The sequence below is a fragment of the Streptomyces brevispora genome (assembly GCF_007829885.1).
GTDB classification, from domain to species: Bacteria; Actinomycetota; Actinomycetes; order Streptomycetales; family Streptomycetaceae; genus Streptomyces; species Streptomyces brevispora.
Genome location: NZ_VIWW01000001.1, coordinates 2798071 through 2816051, shown reverse-complemented (window position 1 = coordinate 2816051; position 17981 = coordinate 2798071). Strand labels below are relative to the sequence as shown.

The following is a 17981-nucleotide window of genomic DNA, read 5'->3' as shown; positions in this document are numbered from 1 at the left end:
AAGCGGCCGGTCCTGCCCCCGAGGCAGGTCCGGCCGCTTGTGCACCGCGGTGACGCGGTACGGGTTGTTTCTCCCGTTGTTTCTCCGGTTGATTCTCCGGCTGTTCCGCCGTTACTTCGCCGGTTCCGGCTCCGGCGCGTCCGCCGGTTCCGGCTCGCCCGCCGGATCGGTGGGGACCTTCACGGAGTCGAGCAGCAGCTGCGAGACGTCGACCACCTGGATCGACTCCTTCGCCTTGCCGTCGTTCTTCTTGCCGTTGACCGAGTCGGTCAGCATGACGAGGCAGAACGGGCAGGCAGTGGAGACGATGTCGGGGTTGAGGGAGAGGGCCTCGTCGACGCGCTCGTTGTTGATGCGCTTGCCGATCCGCTCCTCCATCCACATCCGGGCACCGCCGGCGCCGCAGCAGAAGCCGCGCTCCTTGTGGCGGTGCATCTCCTCGTTCCGCAGACCCGGGACCTTCGCGATGATCTCGCGCGGGGGCGTGTAGATCTTGTTGTGACGGCCCAGGTAGCAGGGGTCGTGGTACGTGATCAGACCCTCGACCGGTGTCACCGGGATCAGCTTGCCCTCGTCCACCAGGTGCTGGAGCAGCTGCGTGTGGTGGATGACCTCGTACTCGCCGCCGAGCTGCGGGTACTCGTTCGCGATGGTGTTGAAGCAGTGCGGGCAGGTCGCGACGATCTTCTTCGAGGCCTTCGACTTCTTGGTCGAGTCGTCCTCGTCGTCCTCGCCGAACGCCATGTTCAGCATCGCGACGTTCTCCTGGCCGAGCTGCTGGAACAGCGGCTCGTTGCCCAGGCGGCGGGCCGAGTCACCCGTGCACTTCTCGTCGCCGCCCATGATCGCGAACTTGACGCCCGCGATGTGGAGGAGCTCCGCGAAGGCCTTCGTCGTCTTCTTGGCTCGGTCCTCCAGGGCGCCCGCGCAGCCGACCCAGTACAGGTAGTCGATCTCCGAGAGGTCCTCGACGTCCTTGCCGACGATCGGGACCTCGAAGTCGACCTCCTTGGTCCACTCGACGCGCTGCTTCTTGGCGAGCCCCCAGGGGTTGCCCTTCTTCTCCAGGTTCTTGAGCATCGTGCCCGCCTCGGACGGGAACGCGGACTCGATCATCACCTGGTAGCGGCGCATGTCGACGATGTGGTCGATGTGCTCGATGTCGACCGGGCACTGCTCCACGCACGCACCGCAGGTGGTGCAGGACCAGAGCACGTCAGGGTCGATGACGCCGTTCTCCTCGGCGGTCCCGATGAGGGGGCGCTCGGCCTCCGCGAGGGCGGCCGCGGGGACGTCCTTGAGCTGCTCCTCGGTCGCCTTCTCGTTGCCCTCCATGTCCTTGCCGCCGCCGGCCAGCAGGTACGGGGCCTTGGCGTGCGCGTGGTCGCGCAGGGACATGATCAGGAGCTTCGGGGAGAGCGGCTTGCCGGTGTTCCAGGCGGGGCACTGCGACTGGCAGCGACCGCACTCCGTGCACGTGGAGAAGTCGAGGATGCCCTTCCAGGAGAACTGCTCGACCTGGGAGACACCGAAGACGTCGTCCTCGCCCGGGTCCTCCCAGTCGATCTCCTTGCCGCCCGACGTCATCGGCTGCAGCTCGCCGAGCGCGACCGCTCCGTCGGCGTTCCGCTTGAACCAGATGTTCGGGAAGGCGAGGAAGCGGTGCCAGGCGACACCCATGTTGGTGTTGAGCGCGACCGTGATCATCCAGATCAGCGAGACGCCGATCTTGATCATCGCGGTGAAGTAGATGAGGTTCTGCAACGTGCCGAGCGCGAGTCCCTTGAAGGCGAGGACCAGCGGGTACGAGACGAAGTACGCGGCCTCGTAGCCGTCGACGTGGTGGATCGCGCCCTCGAGACCGCGCAGGGTCAGGATCGCCAGGCCGATGACGAGGATGACGTACTCGACGAAGTACGCCTGCCAGGCCTTCGAGCCCGCGAACCGTGACTTGCGGCCGGCCCGGGAGGGCAGGTTCAGCAGTCGGATGGCGATCAGCACGAGAATGCCGACCGTCGTCATCAGACCGATGAACTCGATGTACATCTCGAACGGCAGCCAGTCACCGATGACCGGCAGGACCCAGTCGGCCTTGAAGAGCTGCCCGTACGCCTGGAGCAGCGTCGGAGGCAGCGTCAGGAAGCCGATGGCGACGAACCAGTGCGCGAAGCCGACGATCCCCCACCGGTTCATCCGGGTGTGGCCGAGGAACTCCTTGACCAGGGTGATCGAGCGCTGTTTCGGGTTGTCGGTGCGACTGCCGGCCGGGACCGGCTGTCCGAGCGTGACGAACCGGTAGATCTGCGCGACGGCTCGGGCGATGAGCGCAACGCCGACCACGGTCAGCACCAGCGACACGATGATCGCGGCGAGTTGCATTTGGGGGCTCCTCGGGCCTGCGAGGGTGGGATCCAGGGTCTACTGGCGAGTACTGGTGAGGTACGGGCCGGTATCGGAATTACTAAGCAGTAACTTAATCAGTCTGTGCTGACACTATCCACTTATTCCGCCACGCTGTAGTTGGCCGGGCGGTGATCTGTGTCGCTCGGGTCCGCCCGGCCGCGCCGGGCGAGGCCGCGGAGCCCGGCGCGCAGCGGTCCGTGCACGGCCTCCGTCAGGACGGCCAGGTCCAGCGCGAGCCGGTGGTGCTCGGCGTAGTGCTGGTCGAGGAGGTCCGCGTCGTCCCACGGCATCGTGGAGCGGCGGCGTACCTGCGCGAGGCCGGTCAGTCCGGGCTTCACTTCCTGCCGCCAGTGTCGCGCACCGGCGGCCCGGTCCGGTTCGCCGCCCGGCGTGAGCGGTTCGGGGCCGACCAGGGAGAGCTCGCCCCGTACGACGTGGGGCAGCCGGGAGAGCACGTCCAGCCGCAGCCGCCGGGTGCGCAGCGACCGCAGCGTGAAGGGCCTGCCGGCCAGCCCCGTGCTCGGGGAGCGCGTCAGTACGCCGCCGGGGTGCCGCTGGGCGGCGAGGGCGAGCGCGGCCGCCGCGAGGACGGGGGCGGCCAGGAGCAGGAGGGCCGAGCCGAGGAGCAGGTCCAGGGTGCGTTTGGCGGTGGGGCGCGGCAGGGGCGCCGAGGTCAGCGCGCGCAGGGCTGCGAGGGAGCTCGCCGTGCGGGGCGGCCCCGACGGCTGTCGCGGATGCTTCGCGGGTCTGCGTTCCGGCCGCCGCCACTGACCTGACCTCTGCCACTGTCCTGACCTCTGACCCGACCTCTGTCCTGGCCTCTGCCTCTGCATCTGCATCGTTCGCACCTGCCTGGGATGGGCTGCTGGGACCGGCTGCCGGACCGGCCGCCGGGAGTCGGCGGATCGGGTGCCGGTTTTGCGCGTCTCACGGCATTTTGAGACAGAACGATCCCATGGCGCGATGATGAAGAGGGTCGTGTGGCTCGCGGGGCGGGCAGGTGTCGCCCGTGGTTGGCTCGGATCCACCCCGGCGTGACCGGTGTGACGTGCGTGTCCGCCGTCACGGAGCCGGGAAAACAGCTGGTGGCGTGGGGTGTGTGCACGATAGTTGAGTCGACTCCGCTCAAGTCCGTTGACTCCGAGAGCGATGTCATGCATCCTTGAGCCAGATCCACTCAAGTATTCAGTTGGAGGAATCGAAATGGCACGTGCGGTCGGCATCGACCTGGGCACGACTAACTCCGTCGTCAGCGTTCTCGAAGGCGGCGAGCCCACCGTCATCACCAACGCCGAAGGCGCCAGGACCACGCCGTCCGTCGTCGCCTTCGCGAAGAACGGCGAGGTTCTGGTCGGCGAGGTCGCCAAGCGCCAGGCAGTGACGAACGTCGACAGGACCATCCGCTCCGTCAAGCGCCACATGGGCACTGACTGGAAGATCGACCTGGACGGCAAGAGCTTCAACCCGCAGCAGATGAGCGCCTTCATCCTGCAGAAGCTGAAGCGTGACGCCGAGTCCTACCTGGGCGAGAAGGTCACCGACGCGGTGATCACCGTCCCGGCGTACTTCAACGACTCCGAGCGTCAGGCGACGAAGGAGGCCGGCGAGATCGCGGGCCTGAACGTCCTGCGCATCGTCAACGAGCCGACGGCCGCCGCGCTGGCGTACGGGCTCGACAAGGACGACCAGACGATCCTCGTCTTCGACCTCGGTGGCGGCACCTTCGACGTGTCCCTCCTGGAGATCGGTGACGGCGTCGTCGAGGTGAAGGCCACCAACGGTGACAACCACCTCGGTGGTGACGACTGGGACCAGCGCGTCGTCGACTACCTGGTGAAGCAGTTCGCCAACGGGCACGGCGTGGACCTGTCCAAGGACAAGATGGCTCTCCAGCGTCTCCGCGAGGCCGCGGAGAAGGCGAAGATCGAGCTGTCGTCCTCGACGGAGACCACGATCAACCTGCCGTACATCACGGCATCGGCCGAGGGCCCGCTGCACCTGGACGAGAAGCTCACGCGCTCGCAGTTCCAGCAGCTCACCGCGGACCTCCTGGACCGCTGCAAGGGCCCGTTCAACAACGTCATCAAGGACGCGGGCATCCAGCTGTCCGAGATCGACCACGTCGTTCTCGTCGGTGGCTCGACCCGTATGCCGGCCGTCGCCGAGCTCGTCAAGGAGCTCACGGGCGGCCAGGACGCCAACAAGGGTGTGAACCCGGACGAGGTCGTCGCCATCGGCGCCTCGCTCCAGGCCGGTGTCCTCAAGGGCGAGGTCAAGGACGTCCTGCTGCTCGACGTCACCCCGCTGTCTCTTGGTATCGAGACCAAGGGCGGCATCATGACGAAGCTCATCGAGCGCAACACCACGATCCCGACCAAGCGCTCCGAGATCTTCACGACGGCCGAGGACAACCAGCCGTCCGTGCAGATCCAGGTCTACCAGGGCGAGCGCGAGATCGCGGCGTACAACAAGAAGCTCGGGATGTTCGAGCTGACCGGTCTGCCGCCGGCCCCGCGCGGCGTGCCGCAGATCGAGGTCGCGTTCGACATCGACGCCAACGGCATCATGCACGTCGCCGCCAAGGACCTCGGCACCGGCAAGGAGCAGAAGATGACCGTCACCGGTGGCTCCTCGCTGCCGAAGGACGAGGTCAACCGGATGCGTGAAGAGGCCGAGCAGTACGCGGACGAGGACCACCGCCGTCGCGAGGCCGCCGAGTCCCGCAACCAGGGCGAGCAGCTCGTCTACCAGACGGAGAAGTTCCTCAAGGACAACGAGGACAAGGTCCCCGGCGACGTGAAGACGGAGGTGGAGGCCTCACTCGCGGAGCTGAAGGAGAAGCTCAAGGGCGAGGACACCGCCGAGATCCGTACCGCCACCGAGAAGGTCGCGGCCGTCTCCCAGAAGCTGGGCCAGGCGATGTACGCCAACGCCCAGGCCGAGGGCGGCCCGCAGGGTGACCCCCAGGCGGGCACCGGGCAGGCCGACGGTCAGGACGATGTGGTCGACGCCGAGATCGTCGACGACGAGAAGGACACCAAGGGCGGTGCGGCGTGACCGAGGAGACTCCGGGCTTCGAGGAGAAGCCCGACGTCCCTTCCGGCGCCACCTCTGAAGACGCCGGGACGGAGGCCGCCACCCCCGCTTCGGAGGAGGCGGCGGCCCCCACCGGGGACGCGAACCAGACAGCTGGTCTGACGGCACAGCTGGACCAGGTCCGCACCGCGCTCTCCGAGCGCACGGCCGACCTCCAGCGGCTCCAGGCCGAATACCAGAACTACCGCCGCCGCGTGGAGCGGGACCGGGTCGCGGTCAAGGAGATCGCAGTCGCGGGTCTCCTGTCCGAGCTCCTGCCCGTGCTCGACGACGTCGGCCGGGCCCGCGACCACGGCGAGCTCGTGGGCGGGTTCAAGTCGGTGGCCGAATCGCTGGAGACGGTCGTCGCCAAGCTCGGTCTGCAGCAGTTCGGCAAGGAGGGCGAGCCCTTCGACCCGACGATCCACGAGGCCCTGATGCACTCGTACGCGCCGGACGTCACCGAGACGACCTGCGTGGCGATCCTGCAGCCCGGGTACCGGATCGGCGAGCGCACCATCCGTCCCGCACGGGTGGCGGTGGCCGAACCCCAGCCGGGGGCGACGCCCGCGGCCGCGAACGACGCGAAAGAGGAGCAGGCAGCCGACGAGGAGAGCGGTGGCGGCGAGGAGGTCTGACATTCTGTCCGACCACTTGGCGGAACACCGCCCGGCCGTCAGGGCCTTTGGTCCGGATCAGGCGGGGCTCCACGAGCCCGGCAGGATCCAGGCGAAAGGCCCTGGGCCGGTCGTCCGGAAGGAGGGACGTCGATGAGTACGAAGGACTTCGTCGAGAAGGACTACTACAAGGTTCTCGGCGTCCCCAAGGACGCCACGGACGCCGAGATCAAGAAGGCGTACCGGAAGCTCGCCCGCGAGTTCCACCCGGACGCCAACAAGGGTGACGACAAGGCGGAGGAGCGCTTCAAGGAGATCTCCGAGGCCAACGACATCCTTGGTGACACCAAGAAGCGCAAGGAGTACGACGAGGCCCGCGCCCTCTTCGGCAACGGCGGCTTCCGCCCCGGACCCGGCAGCGGTGGCGGCAACTTCAACTTCGACCTGGGGGACCTCTTCGGAGGCACCCCGGGCGGGGGCCAGGGCGGCGGAGCCGGCGGCTTCGGCGGCGGTGGCGGCCTGGGCGACGTCTTCGGCGGCCTCTTCAACCGGGGCGGCGGTACCGGCACCCGGGTGCAGCCGCGCCGCGGCCAGGACATCGAGTCCGAGGTGACGCTCAGCTTCACCGAGGCGGTCGACGGCGCCACGGTGCCGCTGCGGATGTCCAGCCAGGCACCCTGCAAGGCGTGCTCCGGCACCGGTGACAAGAACGGCACCCCCAGGGTCTGCCCGACCTGCGTCGGCACCGGCCAGGTCTCGCGCGGCACCGGCGGCGGCTTCTCGCTCACCGATCCCTGCGTGGACTGCAAGGGCCGGGGCCTCATCGCCCAGGACCCCTGCGACGTCTGCAAGGGCAGCGGCCGGGCGAAGTCGTCCCGCACCATGCAGGTCAGGATCCCGGCGGGCGTCTCCGACGGCCAGCGGATCCGGCTGCGCGGCAAGGGCAGCCCGGGAGAGCGCGGCGGACCGGCCGGCGACCTCTACGTCGTCGTCCACGTCGGCTCCCACCCGGTCTTCGGCCGCAAGAGCGACAACCTCACGGTCACCGTGCCCGTCACCTTCACGGAGGCGGCGCTCGGCGGCGAGGTGAAGGTGCCCACGCTCGGCGGACCGCCGGTCACCCTGAAGCTTCCGGCCGGCACGCCCAACGGGCGCACCATGCGCGCCCGCGGCAAGGGCGCGGTACGCAAGGACGGCAGCCGCGGCGACCTGCTGGTCACCGTGGAGGTGGTGGTCCCCAAGGACCTGGGCACGGACGCCCGGGACGCCCTGGAGGCCTATCGCAAGGCGACCGCGGACCAGGACCCGCGGGCGGAGCTGTTCCAGGCAGCGAAGGGAGCTTGAGGTGGACGGCCGCCGACGTAATCCGTACGAACTGACCGAAGAATCCCCGGTCTACGTGATCTCGATCGCGGCCCAGCTCTCGGGCCTCCATCCCCAGACGCTGCGCCAGTACGACCGCCTCGGCCTGGTCTCGCCCGACCGCTCGGCCGGGCGCGGCAGGCGCTACTCGGCCCGCGACATCGAGCTGCTGCGCACCGTGCAGCAGCTGTCGCAGGACGAGGGCATCAACCTCGCCGGTATCAAGCGCATCATCGAGCTGGAGAACCAGGTCGCGGCCCTCCAGCAGCGTGTCGCCGAACTGTCGGCGACCGTGGACGGGGCGGCGGCCACGTTGCAGCAGCGCGAGGCGCAGGTCCATGCCTCGTACCGGCGCGACCTGGTGCCGTACCAGGATGTGCAGCACACCAGCGCACTGGTGGTCTGGCGGCCCAAGCGGCCGAAGGAGTAGTACCTCGGCACGCGGCGTTCGGCACGGGACGTTCAGTGCTCACCGAGGCCCGTCGTCCCGCTTTCGCGGGGCGGCGGGCCTTCGCGCTGTCCCGGCCGGTGCGGGGGTGCGCGGGCGGCACGGTCATCACTCGGCGCGTTCCACGATGCCGGACTGGATGAGCAGGGCGCCGAGCTGGGTGCGGCTGGTGGCGTCGAGGGACTGCATGAGCTTGGAGATGTGGGCGCGGCAGGTGCGGACGCTGATGCCGAGTTTGCGGGCCACGACCTGGTCGACATGCCCCTCGACGAGCAGTCGGGCGATGCTGAGCTGGACCGCGGTCACGGAGATGTCCGCCGGGGCGGCCGGCAGGGGCTCGGTGAGCGGGGTGGCCTGCGCCCACAGGACCTCGTACACCTGGGTCAGATAGCGGACCAGCGCGGGGTGACGGATTTCGAGGGCCACGTCGCGCTTGGCGTTGGCCGGGATGAAGGCCACCGTGCGGTCGAAGATGAACAGCCGTTCGACCGTCTGCTCGGTGGTGCGGACCTGGATGTGGGCCGCCGGTATGTCGTCCAGATACGCCTTGATGGTCGGGCTGTAGCGGGTCGGATGCTGGTAGATGTGACGGAGCGTCGCGCCGTGTCCGACGGCGGACAGGGCGCGCGCCAGCGCCTTCTTGAGCTGCTCCGCCGGGCGGCTGCTTCCCGGCTGCAACGTGAGGACCTCGTTCCGCGCGCCGTTCAGGGCGTCGTGGATGGTCGCGTCGATCAGCGGTATGCCTTCGAGCACGGTGATGGCGAGATTGGGATCCGCACTGGCGACGGAGGCCAGCGGCGCCAGGGAGTCGGCGAGGGACGCGGTGAGGCTGATGCGTTCGTGGATCTCCCGGATGACGGGTTGCAGCAGATGGGCCAGGGCGGCGGACGGCGGCACGGGCCGTATCAGGGAGTCGTCCTGCGGGTCGGGGTGGACCAGGGCCAGCTCGGTGAGGCAGGGAGCCGGTTCGAGGGCGGTGCGGGGGATGCGTCCCGCGCTCAGTGCTTCGGTGTAGATCCTGACCCCCGCGTCGCACAGCGCGCGGTCCTCGTGTGTGTGCACGGATGTGTCCTCATCCCTGCCCATTCGTGCCCCCCCACTTGTGGCGTTGCAGGAAGATGACGGTGGTGGCAGCGCGGTTTTCGGGCCACTGTGGGTGTTGTCGGGGGAGCCGGGAACTCTCCCGGCGGATCAAGGGCGTGGCCATGCTTCTCCCCAGTTGTGTGGCCGTGCTCCCGGCCCGGGGGCGGGGGTCATTTGGTGCCGGCCAGTCAGGAATCCTCATCCAGGATTCCTGACTGGGCTATCAGGTAGCCGAGTTGGGTCCGGCTCCTGCTGCCGAGAGTGGCGTTCAGTTTGGCGATGTGGGTCCGGCAGGTGCGTACGTTCATGCCGAGGCGACGGGCTATCGAGTCGTCGACGTGTCCTTCCACCAGGAGTTGGGCGATGGAACGTTGAACACCGCTGATGCCGTCCGGTGTGGGGTTGTACCGCACGTCCTCGAGCAGGGGAGTGCCGCGCTGCCAGAGCTGCTCGAACACCCGGATGAGATAGGTGACCAGACCGGGATGACGCAGCTCCAGTGCGACCTCCGCGTCTTCCTGGGCGGGGATGAAGGCCACGGTGCGGTCGAAGACGAGCATGCGCTCGACGAGTTCTTCGAGGGTGCGGATCTCGACCTTGCCGTCCGCCAGGCGCTCGGCGTAGGCGTAGGTCCCGTGATGGTGCCGGACCGTGTGCTGGTACAGCGTGCGGATGCTGACGCCGCGGTCGATCACCGCCTGGCCCCGTTCGACACCCTTGCTGAGAGTGAGCTCGCTGCGCCCGCCGCCGGGCTGGATGGTGAGCACTTCGGTGGTGCAGTCGGCCGTCGCGACATCGATCGCGGCATTGATTCGGGCCTTGCCCTCCAGCACGGTGATGGCGTGCGTGGTCGGAGCGTCCTGGGCGCTGATGTCCATGAAGGGCTCGAAGGAATCGGTCAGTTCGAGGGAGCGCCGTCGTCGGTCCTGGATCTCCCGTTCGATGGGGTGAAGTCGCTGCGCGAGTGCGGCCGACGGAGGAACTGGGCGGAGCCACTTGGGATCGTCGGGGTCCGGGTGCAGGAGAGCGAATTCCATCAGGCACGGAGCGGGTGATACCTCTGAGCGAGGTATCCGTCCCGTTCGCAGTGCACTGGCGTAAAGGCGTCGTCCCGCGTCGCACAGTTCGGTGATCCCATGAGGATGTCCCGGATTTGTTCTATTTGTGGCCATATCTCCACCCCCCATGTTCTTGAACCAGCAGGAACATGATGCATCGACCCAGTGGTGTTCGCGTCCCTGGGTGAGACATCGTCTTATGTGCGGGGGAGATGACCCATCAAGTGAGGACGAAGCCGAAATGTATAAGCGAATGCTTCGCTCGGTGCTTGCCACTGCGTTTGCGGGGGCCTTGGCCTACGGCGTGCTGGGTGCGACTGACATTACCTGGCAGGTTGCGCCGGACACGGTATCGAGTGACGTCGCGAGCGCTGCCTCTGCCGGCGACATCACGTGGGAAGTCGCGCCGGGGAACCTCCAGGGCGACATCACCTGGGAAGTCGCGCCGAAGAACGCCAAGCGCGACATCACCTGGGGGGTTGCGTCGAAGAACCTCCAGGGCGACATCACCTGGGAAGTCGCGCCGAAGGATGCCAAGCGCGACATCACCTGGACAGCCGCGTCGAAGAACGTCCAGGGCGACATCACCTGGGGTTCCCCGACAGCGACTGTCGTGGAACTGTGACATGACCACCCCGCCCGATGACCGGACCTTCCGGCGCGAGATGGCAACCGCCTACCGCTCAGGGTGGCATTTCATCGACCTCGTCACGGCACTCCCCCACCGTGGTGATTCGTTGATGGTCACTCTGTTCGGTGACCCGGTCGTCGTCGCCCGTGAGGACGACGGGGAAGTCCGCGCCTACCGTTGTCTCCGCAAGCCACGTGGCGCCCCGCAGCCCGTGCGCTGCGCTGTTCGGTACGACATGATCTTTGTGAACCTCGCACAGCGTGACCACCAGCTGTTCGAACCAGCAGCCATCGCCGCCACCCCCCGCAGTGCCTGAGCGATCCCCCGTCGTTCCACGTCGCTCAGACACTCCCCCACACAACGGCGTCACCGTGACCTGAACACGGTGGCGCCGTTGTGATGTGCCCGCCCGGAGAGCCCGGGTCAGCCGCGGCCGAGCGCCCGGTCCAGGGTGATCTCGATGACGACCCGGTCCGGGTTGGGCCCCGGCGCGCGCCCGTAGCGTTCCGTCTTGAGGCGTACCGCGTGCTCGACCCTGTCCTGCTCCGTACGCACCCTGGCGACGCCCTCCAGGGTCGCCCAGCGGCGCCCGTCCACCTGGCAGACCGCGACCCGTGCGCCGTCCGGGCCCGCGGCCAGGACGTTGGCGGCCTTGCGGCTGCTCCCGTTGGTGATGATGCGGGCGAGGCCGGCCTCGGGGTCGTACGTCACGCACACCGGGACCACGTGCGGGGTGCCGTCGGGGCGGGGTGTGGTGAGGGTGCACAGATGGGGCTCCCGCCAGAACGCGAGGTACTCGGGTCCGGGATCGCGTACGTCGACTGCCATGGGGCCAGGGTAGGCAGCCCCGCACCGCTCTGCGGTGGCGGGCGGGCGGACCGGCCGGTTCACTCGGAACACGGGGTGCGGAATCGGTGCGGGAGAGCACCCCTTCCGCCTTGAGTGGAATAGACTCAACTTTGTGCACGTTCATCGTGTCAGAAGTGAGTGCGGGCCAGTCACCGCAAGGAGGAGAGAGCGCACGTGGACGCCGAGCTGACGAACAGGAGCCGGGACGCCATCAACGCGGCCACCAACAGGGCCGTGAAGGACGGGCACCCCGATCTGACCCCCGGGCATCTGCTGCTCGCGCTGCTGGCGGGGGAGGACAACGAGAACATCGTCGATCTGCTCGCCGCCGTCGAGGCGGACCAGATCGCCGTACGCACCGCGACCGAGCGGCTGCTGGCCGCGCAGCCCAGCGTGACCGGGTCGACCGTCGCACCGCCCCAGCCCAACCGTGAGCTGCTCGCCGTCATCTCCGACGCGGCGCAGCGGGCGAAGGAGCTCGGCGACGACTACATCTCCACCGAGCACCTGCTGATCGGCGTGGCGGCGAAGGGGGGCCGCGCCGGTGAGATCCTCGACGCGCAGGGGGCCAGCGCGAAGAAGCTGCTGGACGCATTCGAGAAGAGCAGGGGAGGGCGCCGGGTGACGACACCGGACCCGGAGGGCCAGTACAAGGCCCTGGAGAAATTCGGTACGGACTTCACCGCGGCCGCACGCGAGGGGAAGCTCGACCCGGTCATCGGCCGTGACCAGGAGATCCGCCGCGTCGTCCAGGTGCTCTCGCGACGCACCAAGAACAACCCCGTGCTCATCGGTGAGCCCGGGGTCGGCAAGACGGCCGTCGTCGAAGGACTCGCCCAGCGCATCGTCAAGGGCGACGTCCCCGAGTCCCTGAAGAACAAGCGGCTCGTCTCGCTGGACCTCGGCGCGATGGTCGCGGGCGCCAAGTACCGCGGCGAGTTCGAGGAGCGGCTGAAGACCGTCCTCTCCGAGATCAAGGAGAGCGGCGGCCAGATCATCACGTTCATCGACGAACTCCACACCGTCGTCGGTGCCGGAGCCGGTGGTGACTCCGCCATGGACGCGGGCAACATGCTCAAGCCCATGCTGGCCCGCGGCGAACTGCGGATGGTCGGTGCCACCACGCTCGACGAGTACCGCGAGCGCATCGAGAAGGACCCGGCGCTGGAGCGCCGCTTCCAGCAGGTGCTGGTGGCGGAGCCGTCCGTCGAGGACACCATCGCGATCCTGCGCGGGCTCAAGGGCCGCTACGAGGCCCACCACAAGGTGCAGATCGCGGACTCCTCGCTGGTCGCCGCCGCGACCCTCTCGGACCGCTACATCACCTCGCGCTTCCTTCCCGACAAGGCCATCGACCTCGTCGACGAGGCGGCCTCCCGGCTGCGCATGGAGATCGACTCCTCGCCTGTCGAGATCGACGAACTCCAGCGCGCCGTCGACCGGTTGCACATGGAGGAGCTGGCCCTCAAGAACGAGTCCGACGCCGCCTCCAAGCAGCGGCTGGAGAAGCTCCGCCGCGACCTCGCCGACAAGGAGGAGGAGCTGCGCGGCCTCAACGCCCGCTGGGAGAAGGAGAAGCAGGGTCTCAACCGGGTCGGTGAGCTGAAGGAGCGCCTCGACGATCTGCGCGGACAGGCCGAACGGGCCCAGCGCGACGGCGACTTCGACAGCGCCTCCAAGCTGCTGTACGGGGAGATCCCGGGCCTGGAGCGGGAACTCGCCGAGGCCGCCGAGGCCGAGGAGGAAGCCGCGAAGGAGCCCAAGGAGACCCTGGTCAAGGAGGAGGTCGGCCCGGACGACATCGCCGATGTCGTCGGCGCCTGGACCGGTATTCCGGCCGGACGGCTGCTGGAGGGCGAGACCCAGAAACTGCTGCGCATGGAGGAGGAGCTGGGCAGGCGCCTCATCGGGCAGACGGAGGCCGTGCAGGCCGTCTCGGACGCGGTGCGCCGTACCCGGGCCGGAATCGCCGACCCCGACCGGCCCACCGGATCGTTCCTCTTCCTCGGCCCGACCGGCGTCGGCAAGACCGAACTGGCCAAGGCGCTCGCGGACTTCCTCTTCGACGACGAGCGGGCCATGGTCCGCATCGACATGAGCGAGTACAGCGAGAAGCACAGCGTGGCCCGGCTGGTCGGCGCCCCGCCCGGTTACGTCGGGTACGAGGAGGGCGGCCAGCTCACCGAGGCCGTCCGCCGCCGCCCGTACAGCGTCATCCTGCTGGACGAGGTCGAGAAGGCCCATCCCGAGGTCTTCGACATCCTGCTCCAGGTCCTCGACGACGGCCGGCTCACCGACGGACAGGGCCGGACGGTGGACTTCCGCAACACCATCCTGGTCCTGACCTCCAACCTCGGCAGCCAGTACCTGGTCGACTCGATGGCCAGTCCCGAGGAGAAGAAGAAGCAGGTCATGGAGGTCGTACGGGCCTCGTTCAAGCCGGAGTTCCTCAACCGGCTGGACGACGTGGTGGTCTTCTCCGCGCTGTCCGGTGACGAGCTCGCCCATATCGCGGCGCTCCAGATCGACCGGCTCGCCGGACGGCTGGCCGACCGCCGCCTCACCCTCGACGTCACCCCGGCCGCCCTGGCCTGGCTGGCCGAGGAGGGCAACGACCCGGCGTACGGCGCCCGGCCGCTGCGCCGGCTCATCCAGACGGCGATCGGCGACCGGCTCGCGAAGGAGATCCTCGCGGGCGAGATCACGGACGGCGACACGGTGCGGGTGGACCAGGTCGGCGACGGTCTGGTCGTCTACCGGGTCGGCAACGGCCCGGCCGAAGGCTCGGCAGACGACGCGGCGGACGACGCGGCTCGTGACGGGAGTGAGGGCGTACCCCTCGAAAAGGGGGAGTGAGCGCCCCCTGACCGGGGCGCACACGGCGCAACCGGAGCGCATCGGCGGCCCCGGTCCCCACCGGCTGGATATCAGCTTGTGGCGGATCGGGGCGGTTCCGGCTTGCCATGCCCCGCCCGGCATGGGAGAGGATGGCAGCCAACCGCACGAAGGGAAATTACGGTGAGCATCGATCCGTCCTCGATTCCTAACTTCGGGGGCCAGCCCGAACCGCAGGCTGCAGGAGCGGAGGGCCCCGTCGTCCCTGACCAGGACCTCGTCAAGCAGCTCCTGGAACAGATGGAACTGAAGTACGTCGTCGACGACGAGGGCGACATCGCCGCCCCGTGGGAGGACTTCCGCACGTACTTCATGTTCCGTGGCGAGGACGAGCAGCAGGTCTTCTCGGTCCGCACGTTCTACGACCGCCCGCACGACGCGGACCAGCGCCCGGTCCTGCTCGACGCGATCGACGACTGGAACCGCCGCACCCTGTGGCCCAAGGTCTACACGCACACGCACGAGCCCGAGGAGGGCGCCGAGGACAACGGCACCTCGGTCCGGCTGATCGGTGAGGCGCAGATGCTCATCGGCACCGGCGTCAACCTGGAGCACTTCGTCTCCTCGACGGTCAGCTGGGTGCGGGCCTCCATCGAGTTCGACAAGTGGCTGCTGGAGCGCCTCGGCCTGGCGCCGGCCGAGGGCAAGGCGGACGGCGAGGAGCCGGCGGACGGCACGGAGCAGGCCGCTCCGGAGGCCTGAGCCACAACGCGCGGAGAAAGCCCGGCGCGGTGAGCGGTCCGACAGGACCTGCTCACCACGCCGGGCTTTCTCAATGAACGCTCAATGAACGCGGACGCTGTCCGCACCGATGCGGCCGATGCCGGCTCACCTTCGCCGCTGGTCCCGGGACGACCGGTCGGATACCAGCCGGAAGGTCGTCCACGTTGACATCCCTTCGCACCCGCCGGCGACTCGTTCCTGTCCGTTCCCCGGCGAACCGGGGAACAGGGAGCCTCCGGCAGGGGGAAACGCCGACGTCCGGAAGACAGAGCGGCCGCGCCGGGAACAGCCGGTCCGGTCGGCACGGTTACATCGACCGGGGGACCGGCGCCGCACGGGCGGGGAACACGAAGGCCACGAGGTCGTCGGCCCCACCAGGATCCGGGCCCAGGATCGCGGTACGCCCGCCGTGCACTCGGACCAAGACGAATCTTCCGCAGGAGGACTGCTTCATGACTGACCGGCCCTTGACGCTCATGGCCGTGCACGCCCACCCCGACGACGAGGCCACCGGAACCGGAGGGGTCCTCGCGCGGTACGCGGCGGAAGGCATCCGCACGGTTCTCGTGACGTGTACCGACGGCGGTTGCGGTGACGGACCGGGGGGTGTCAAACCGGGCGATCCCGGACACGATCCGGCGGCCGTCGCCTTGATGCGCCGTCAAGAACTCGAGGCGAGCTGTGACGTCCTGAAGGTCAGTGACCTGGAGATGCTGGACTACGCCGACTCCGGGATGACCGGCTGGCCGAGCAACGACGCCCCCGGATCCTTCTGGCAGACCCCCGTCGAGGAAGGCGCCGCCCGACTCGCGGAACTCATGCGGCACTACCGGCCCGATGTGGTCGTGACCTACGACGAGAACGGCTTCTACGGCCACCCCGACCACATCCAGGCCCACCGCATCACGATGGCGGCGCTGGAGATGACCGCGCTGACACCGAAGGTGTACTGGACGACGATGCCGCGCTCGATGATGCAGCGGTTCGGGGAGACCGTGCGCGAGTTCCAGGAGGACATGCCGGAGCCGGATCCTGCCGAGGCCGCCGCGATGGCCGAGATCGGCCTCCCCGACGACGAGATCACCACCTGGGTGGACACCACCGCGTTCAGCGGGCAGAAGTTCGACGCGCTGGCCGCGCACGCCAGTCAGGGCGAGAACATCTTCTTCCTCAAGATGGGCAAGGAGAGGTTCGGCGAGTGGATGGGCATAGAGACCTTCGTACGTGTCAAGGACGCCACCGGCGCGGCCGTACCCGAGAACGATCTCTTCGCCGGACTGCGCTGATCCGCCCGTCCGGCCGGGGCCGGGGAAGGCGTCCGACGCCGGCGTCCTCCTCCCCGGATGCGGGAGGGCCGCTCAGGGCACCGATGCCGGGCACCGGCCCGGCGGGACGGGCGTGGGCCGTCACGCCGGGCCGGCGGCGAACGCCTTCGGGATGAAGGACGTGTGAGTTCAGGACGTCAGGCGGCTCAGGCGGCCGGTGGCCTCGTGGAGGACGTCGTCCTTCTTGCAGAAGGTGAAGCGGACCTGGCTGCGGCTGATGTCGGGGTCGTCGTAGAAGACGGAGTTGGGGATGGCGACGACGCCGCAGCGTTCGGGGAGGGCGCGACAGAAGGCGTAGGCGTCCTTCTCGCCGAAGGGGGTGATGTCGGTGGTGATGAAGTACGTGCCCTGAGGCCGGTAGACCTCGAACCCCGCCGCCCGCAGTCCGTCGGCGAGCAGGTCGCGCTTGCGTTGCAGGTCGGCACGGAAGCCGTCGAAGTACGAGTCCGGCAGTCGGAGAGCCTCGGCGACCGCGTACTGGAAGGGGCCGGCGCTGACGTAGGTGAGGTACTGCTTGGCCGTCCGGACGGCGGAGACGAGCGGGCCGTTCGCCGTGACCCAGCCGACCTTCCATCCGGTGAACGAGAACGTCTTGCCGGCCGAACCGATCGTGACCGTGCGTTCGCGCATGCCGGGGAAGGCGGCGATCGGCAGGTGCTCGCCCTCGAAGACGAGGTGCTCGTAGACCTCGTCGGTGACGACGAGGAGATCGCGCTCGCACGCCAGCTCGGCGATCGCGGTGAGTTCCTCGCGGGTCAGGACGGTGCCGGTGGGGTTGTGCGGGGTGTTGAGCAGCAGCAGCCGGGTGCGAGGGGTGACGGCGGCGCGCAGTTCGGCCAGGTCCAGCCGGTAGGTGCCGGTCGAGGGCTCGGGGTGCAGGGTGACCGGGACGCGGGTGGCGCCCGCCATGGCGATGCAGGCGGCGTACGAGTCGTAGTACGGCTCCAGCGCGATGACCTCGTCACCCGGCTCCAGGAGTGCCAGCATCGAGGCCGCGATGGCCTCGGTGGCGCCGGCGGTGACCAGGACCTCGGTGCCGGGGTCGAAGGCGAGATCGTAGAAGCGCTGTTGGTGTTCGGCGATCGCGGCGCGCAGCTCGGGGACACCGGGACCCGGCGGGTACTGGTTGCCGTGGCCGGCGCGCAGGGCCCGGACCGCGGCCTCGCGGACCTCTTCGGGGCCGTCGGTGTCCGGGAACCCCTGGCCGAGGTTGATGGCGCCGGTGCGGACGGCGAGCGCGGACATCTCCGCGAAGATCGTCGTGCCGAACCCGGCGAGGCGGCGGTTGAGCAGCGGTCGTCCCTGTGTCATGCCCGCCATCCTGCGCGGAAGCTCTGGAGTTGCTCAAGTCTGCTTTGGCCGAACGGGCGCGAGGGCATCCCTCCTGCACGCAGGAACCGGTGAGAAGCGGGGGACTCGCTTCGGGGGACGGAAGGACGTGAGGTCCGTGATGGGTGTACTCGTGTCGCTGGTCGTGATCGCGGCCGTCGCGGTGTTCGTGACCGCGAGGGC

At 68.7% G+C, this 17981-nt stretch carries 14 protein-coding genes and 1 pseudogene; 9 read left to right on the top strand and 6 right to left on the bottom strand.

Annotated elements, in window-relative coordinates; translation table 11 throughout:
• Positions 1–111: 111 nt before the first annotated feature.
• Positions 112–2379 carry a (Fe-S)-binding protein gene (locus FHX80_RS12950; protein ID WP_145764335.1) on the bottom strand — a complete coding sequence of 756 codons (2268 nt, stop codon included), beginning with the start codon at positions 2377–2379 and terminating at the stop codon, positions 112–114.
• 122 nt (positions 2380–2501) lie between these two features.
• Positions 2502–3242 carry a sugar transferase gene (locus tag FHX80_RS12945; RefSeq protein WP_145764334.1) on the bottom strand — a complete coding sequence of 247 codons (741 nt, stop codon included), beginning with the start codon at positions 3240–3242 and terminating at the stop codon, positions 2502–2504.
• A gap of 364 nt (positions 3243–3606) precedes the next feature.
• On the opposite strand from FHX80_RS12945, the gene dnaK reads away from it, so the two are divergent.
• From dnaK to FHX80_RS12925, 4 genes are all read left to right on the top strand, one after another.
• Entirely contained in the window at positions 3607–5460 is a 1854-nt protein-coding gene (dnaK, locus tag FHX80_RS12940) for a molecular chaperone DnaK (protein ID WP_145764333.1), read from the top strand.
• On the top strand, positions 5457–6116 hold the full coding sequence (gene grpE / locus FHX80_RS12935) for a nucleotide exchange factor GrpE (protein ID WP_145764332.1): 660 nt from the start codon (positions 5457–5459) through the stop codon (positions 6114–6116). Before dnaK ends, grpE begins: the two co-directional genes overlap by 4 nt.
• A 132-nt stretch (positions 6117–6248) precedes the next feature.
• Positions 6249–7439 (top strand): molecular chaperone DnaJ, encoded by a 1191-nt coding sequence (dnaJ, locus tag FHX80_RS12930; protein WP_145764331.1) that lies wholly within the window; start codon positions 6249–6251, stop codon positions 7437–7439.
• A gap of 1 nt (position 7440) precedes the next feature.
• Positions 7441–7887, top strand: a complete 447-nt coding sequence (locus tag FHX80_RS12925; protein WP_145764330.1) for a heat shock protein transcriptional repressor HspR — start codon at positions 7441–7443, stop codon at positions 7885–7887.
• A 126-nt stretch (positions 7888–8013) separates the two neighbouring features.
• On the opposite strand, the gene FHX80_RS12920 is transcribed toward FHX80_RS12925, so the two are convergent.
• On the bottom strand, positions 8014–8991 hold the full coding sequence (locus tag FHX80_RS12920) for a helix-turn-helix transcriptional regulator (protein ID WP_145764329.1): 978 nt from the start codon (positions 8989–8991) through the stop codon (positions 8014–8016).
• Positions 8992–9176: 185 nt separating this feature from the next.
• Positions 9177–10025 carry a helix-turn-helix transcriptional regulator gene (locus FHX80_RS12915; protein ID WP_145764328.1) on the bottom strand — a complete coding sequence of 283 codons (849 nt, stop codon included), beginning with the start codon at positions 10023–10025 and terminating at the stop codon, positions 9177–9179.
• Between the two features lie 286 nt (positions 10026–10311).
• Here FHX80_RS12915 and FHX80_RS12910 point away from each other — a divergent pair, with 286 nt between their 5' ends.
• Positions 10312–10671, top strand: a complete 360-nt coding sequence (locus FHX80_RS12910; RefSeq protein ID WP_244318241.1) for a 5'-nucleotidase — start codon at positions 10312–10314, stop codon at positions 10669–10671.
• Position 10672: 1 nt separating this feature from the next.
• Entirely contained in the window at positions 10673–10993 is a 321-nt protein-coding gene (locus FHX80_RS12905; protein ID WP_145764326.1) for a Rieske (2Fe-2S) protein, read from the top strand.
• Between the two features lie 107 nt (positions 10994–11100).
• Here FHX80_RS12905 and FHX80_RS12900 read toward each other — a convergent pair whose 3' ends face one another.
• Positions 11101–11505, bottom strand: a complete 405-nt coding sequence (locus tag FHX80_RS12900) for a pyridoxamine 5'-phosphate oxidase family protein (protein ID WP_145764325.1) — start codon at positions 11503–11505, stop codon at positions 11101–11103.
• Between the two features lie 195 nt (positions 11506–11700).
• Between FHX80_RS12900 and clpB the strand changes: the two are divergent.
• From clpB to FHX80_RS12885, 3 genes and pseudogenes are all read left to right on the top strand, one after another.
• Positions 11701–14304 (top strand): annotated as a pseudogene (gene clpB / locus FHX80_RS12895) (ATP-dependent chaperone ClpB); the annotation flags it as partial.
• A 240-nt stretch (positions 14305–14544) separates the two neighbouring features.
• Complete coding sequence (locus FHX80_RS12890; protein WP_145764324.1) at positions 14545–15123, top strand: type III secretion system chaperone family protein; 579 nt, start codon at positions 14545–14547, stop codon at positions 15121–15123.
• Positions 15124–15596: 473 nt separating this feature from the next.
• On the top strand, positions 15597–16430 hold the full coding sequence (locus FHX80_RS12885) for a PIG-L family deacetylase (RefSeq protein ID WP_145764323.1): 834 nt from the start codon (positions 15597–15599) through the stop codon (positions 16428–16430).
• Between the two features lie 168 nt (positions 16431–16598).
• On the opposite strand, the gene FHX80_RS12880 is transcribed toward FHX80_RS12885, so the two are convergent.
• The gene (locus tag FHX80_RS12880) at positions 16599–17780 is read right to left on the bottom strand and encodes a pyridoxal phosphate-dependent aminotransferase (protein WP_145764322.1); all 1182 of its coding nucleotides are present in this window, start codon (positions 17778–17780) and stop codon (positions 16599–16601) included.
• Positions 17781–17981 lie beyond the last annotated feature (201 nt).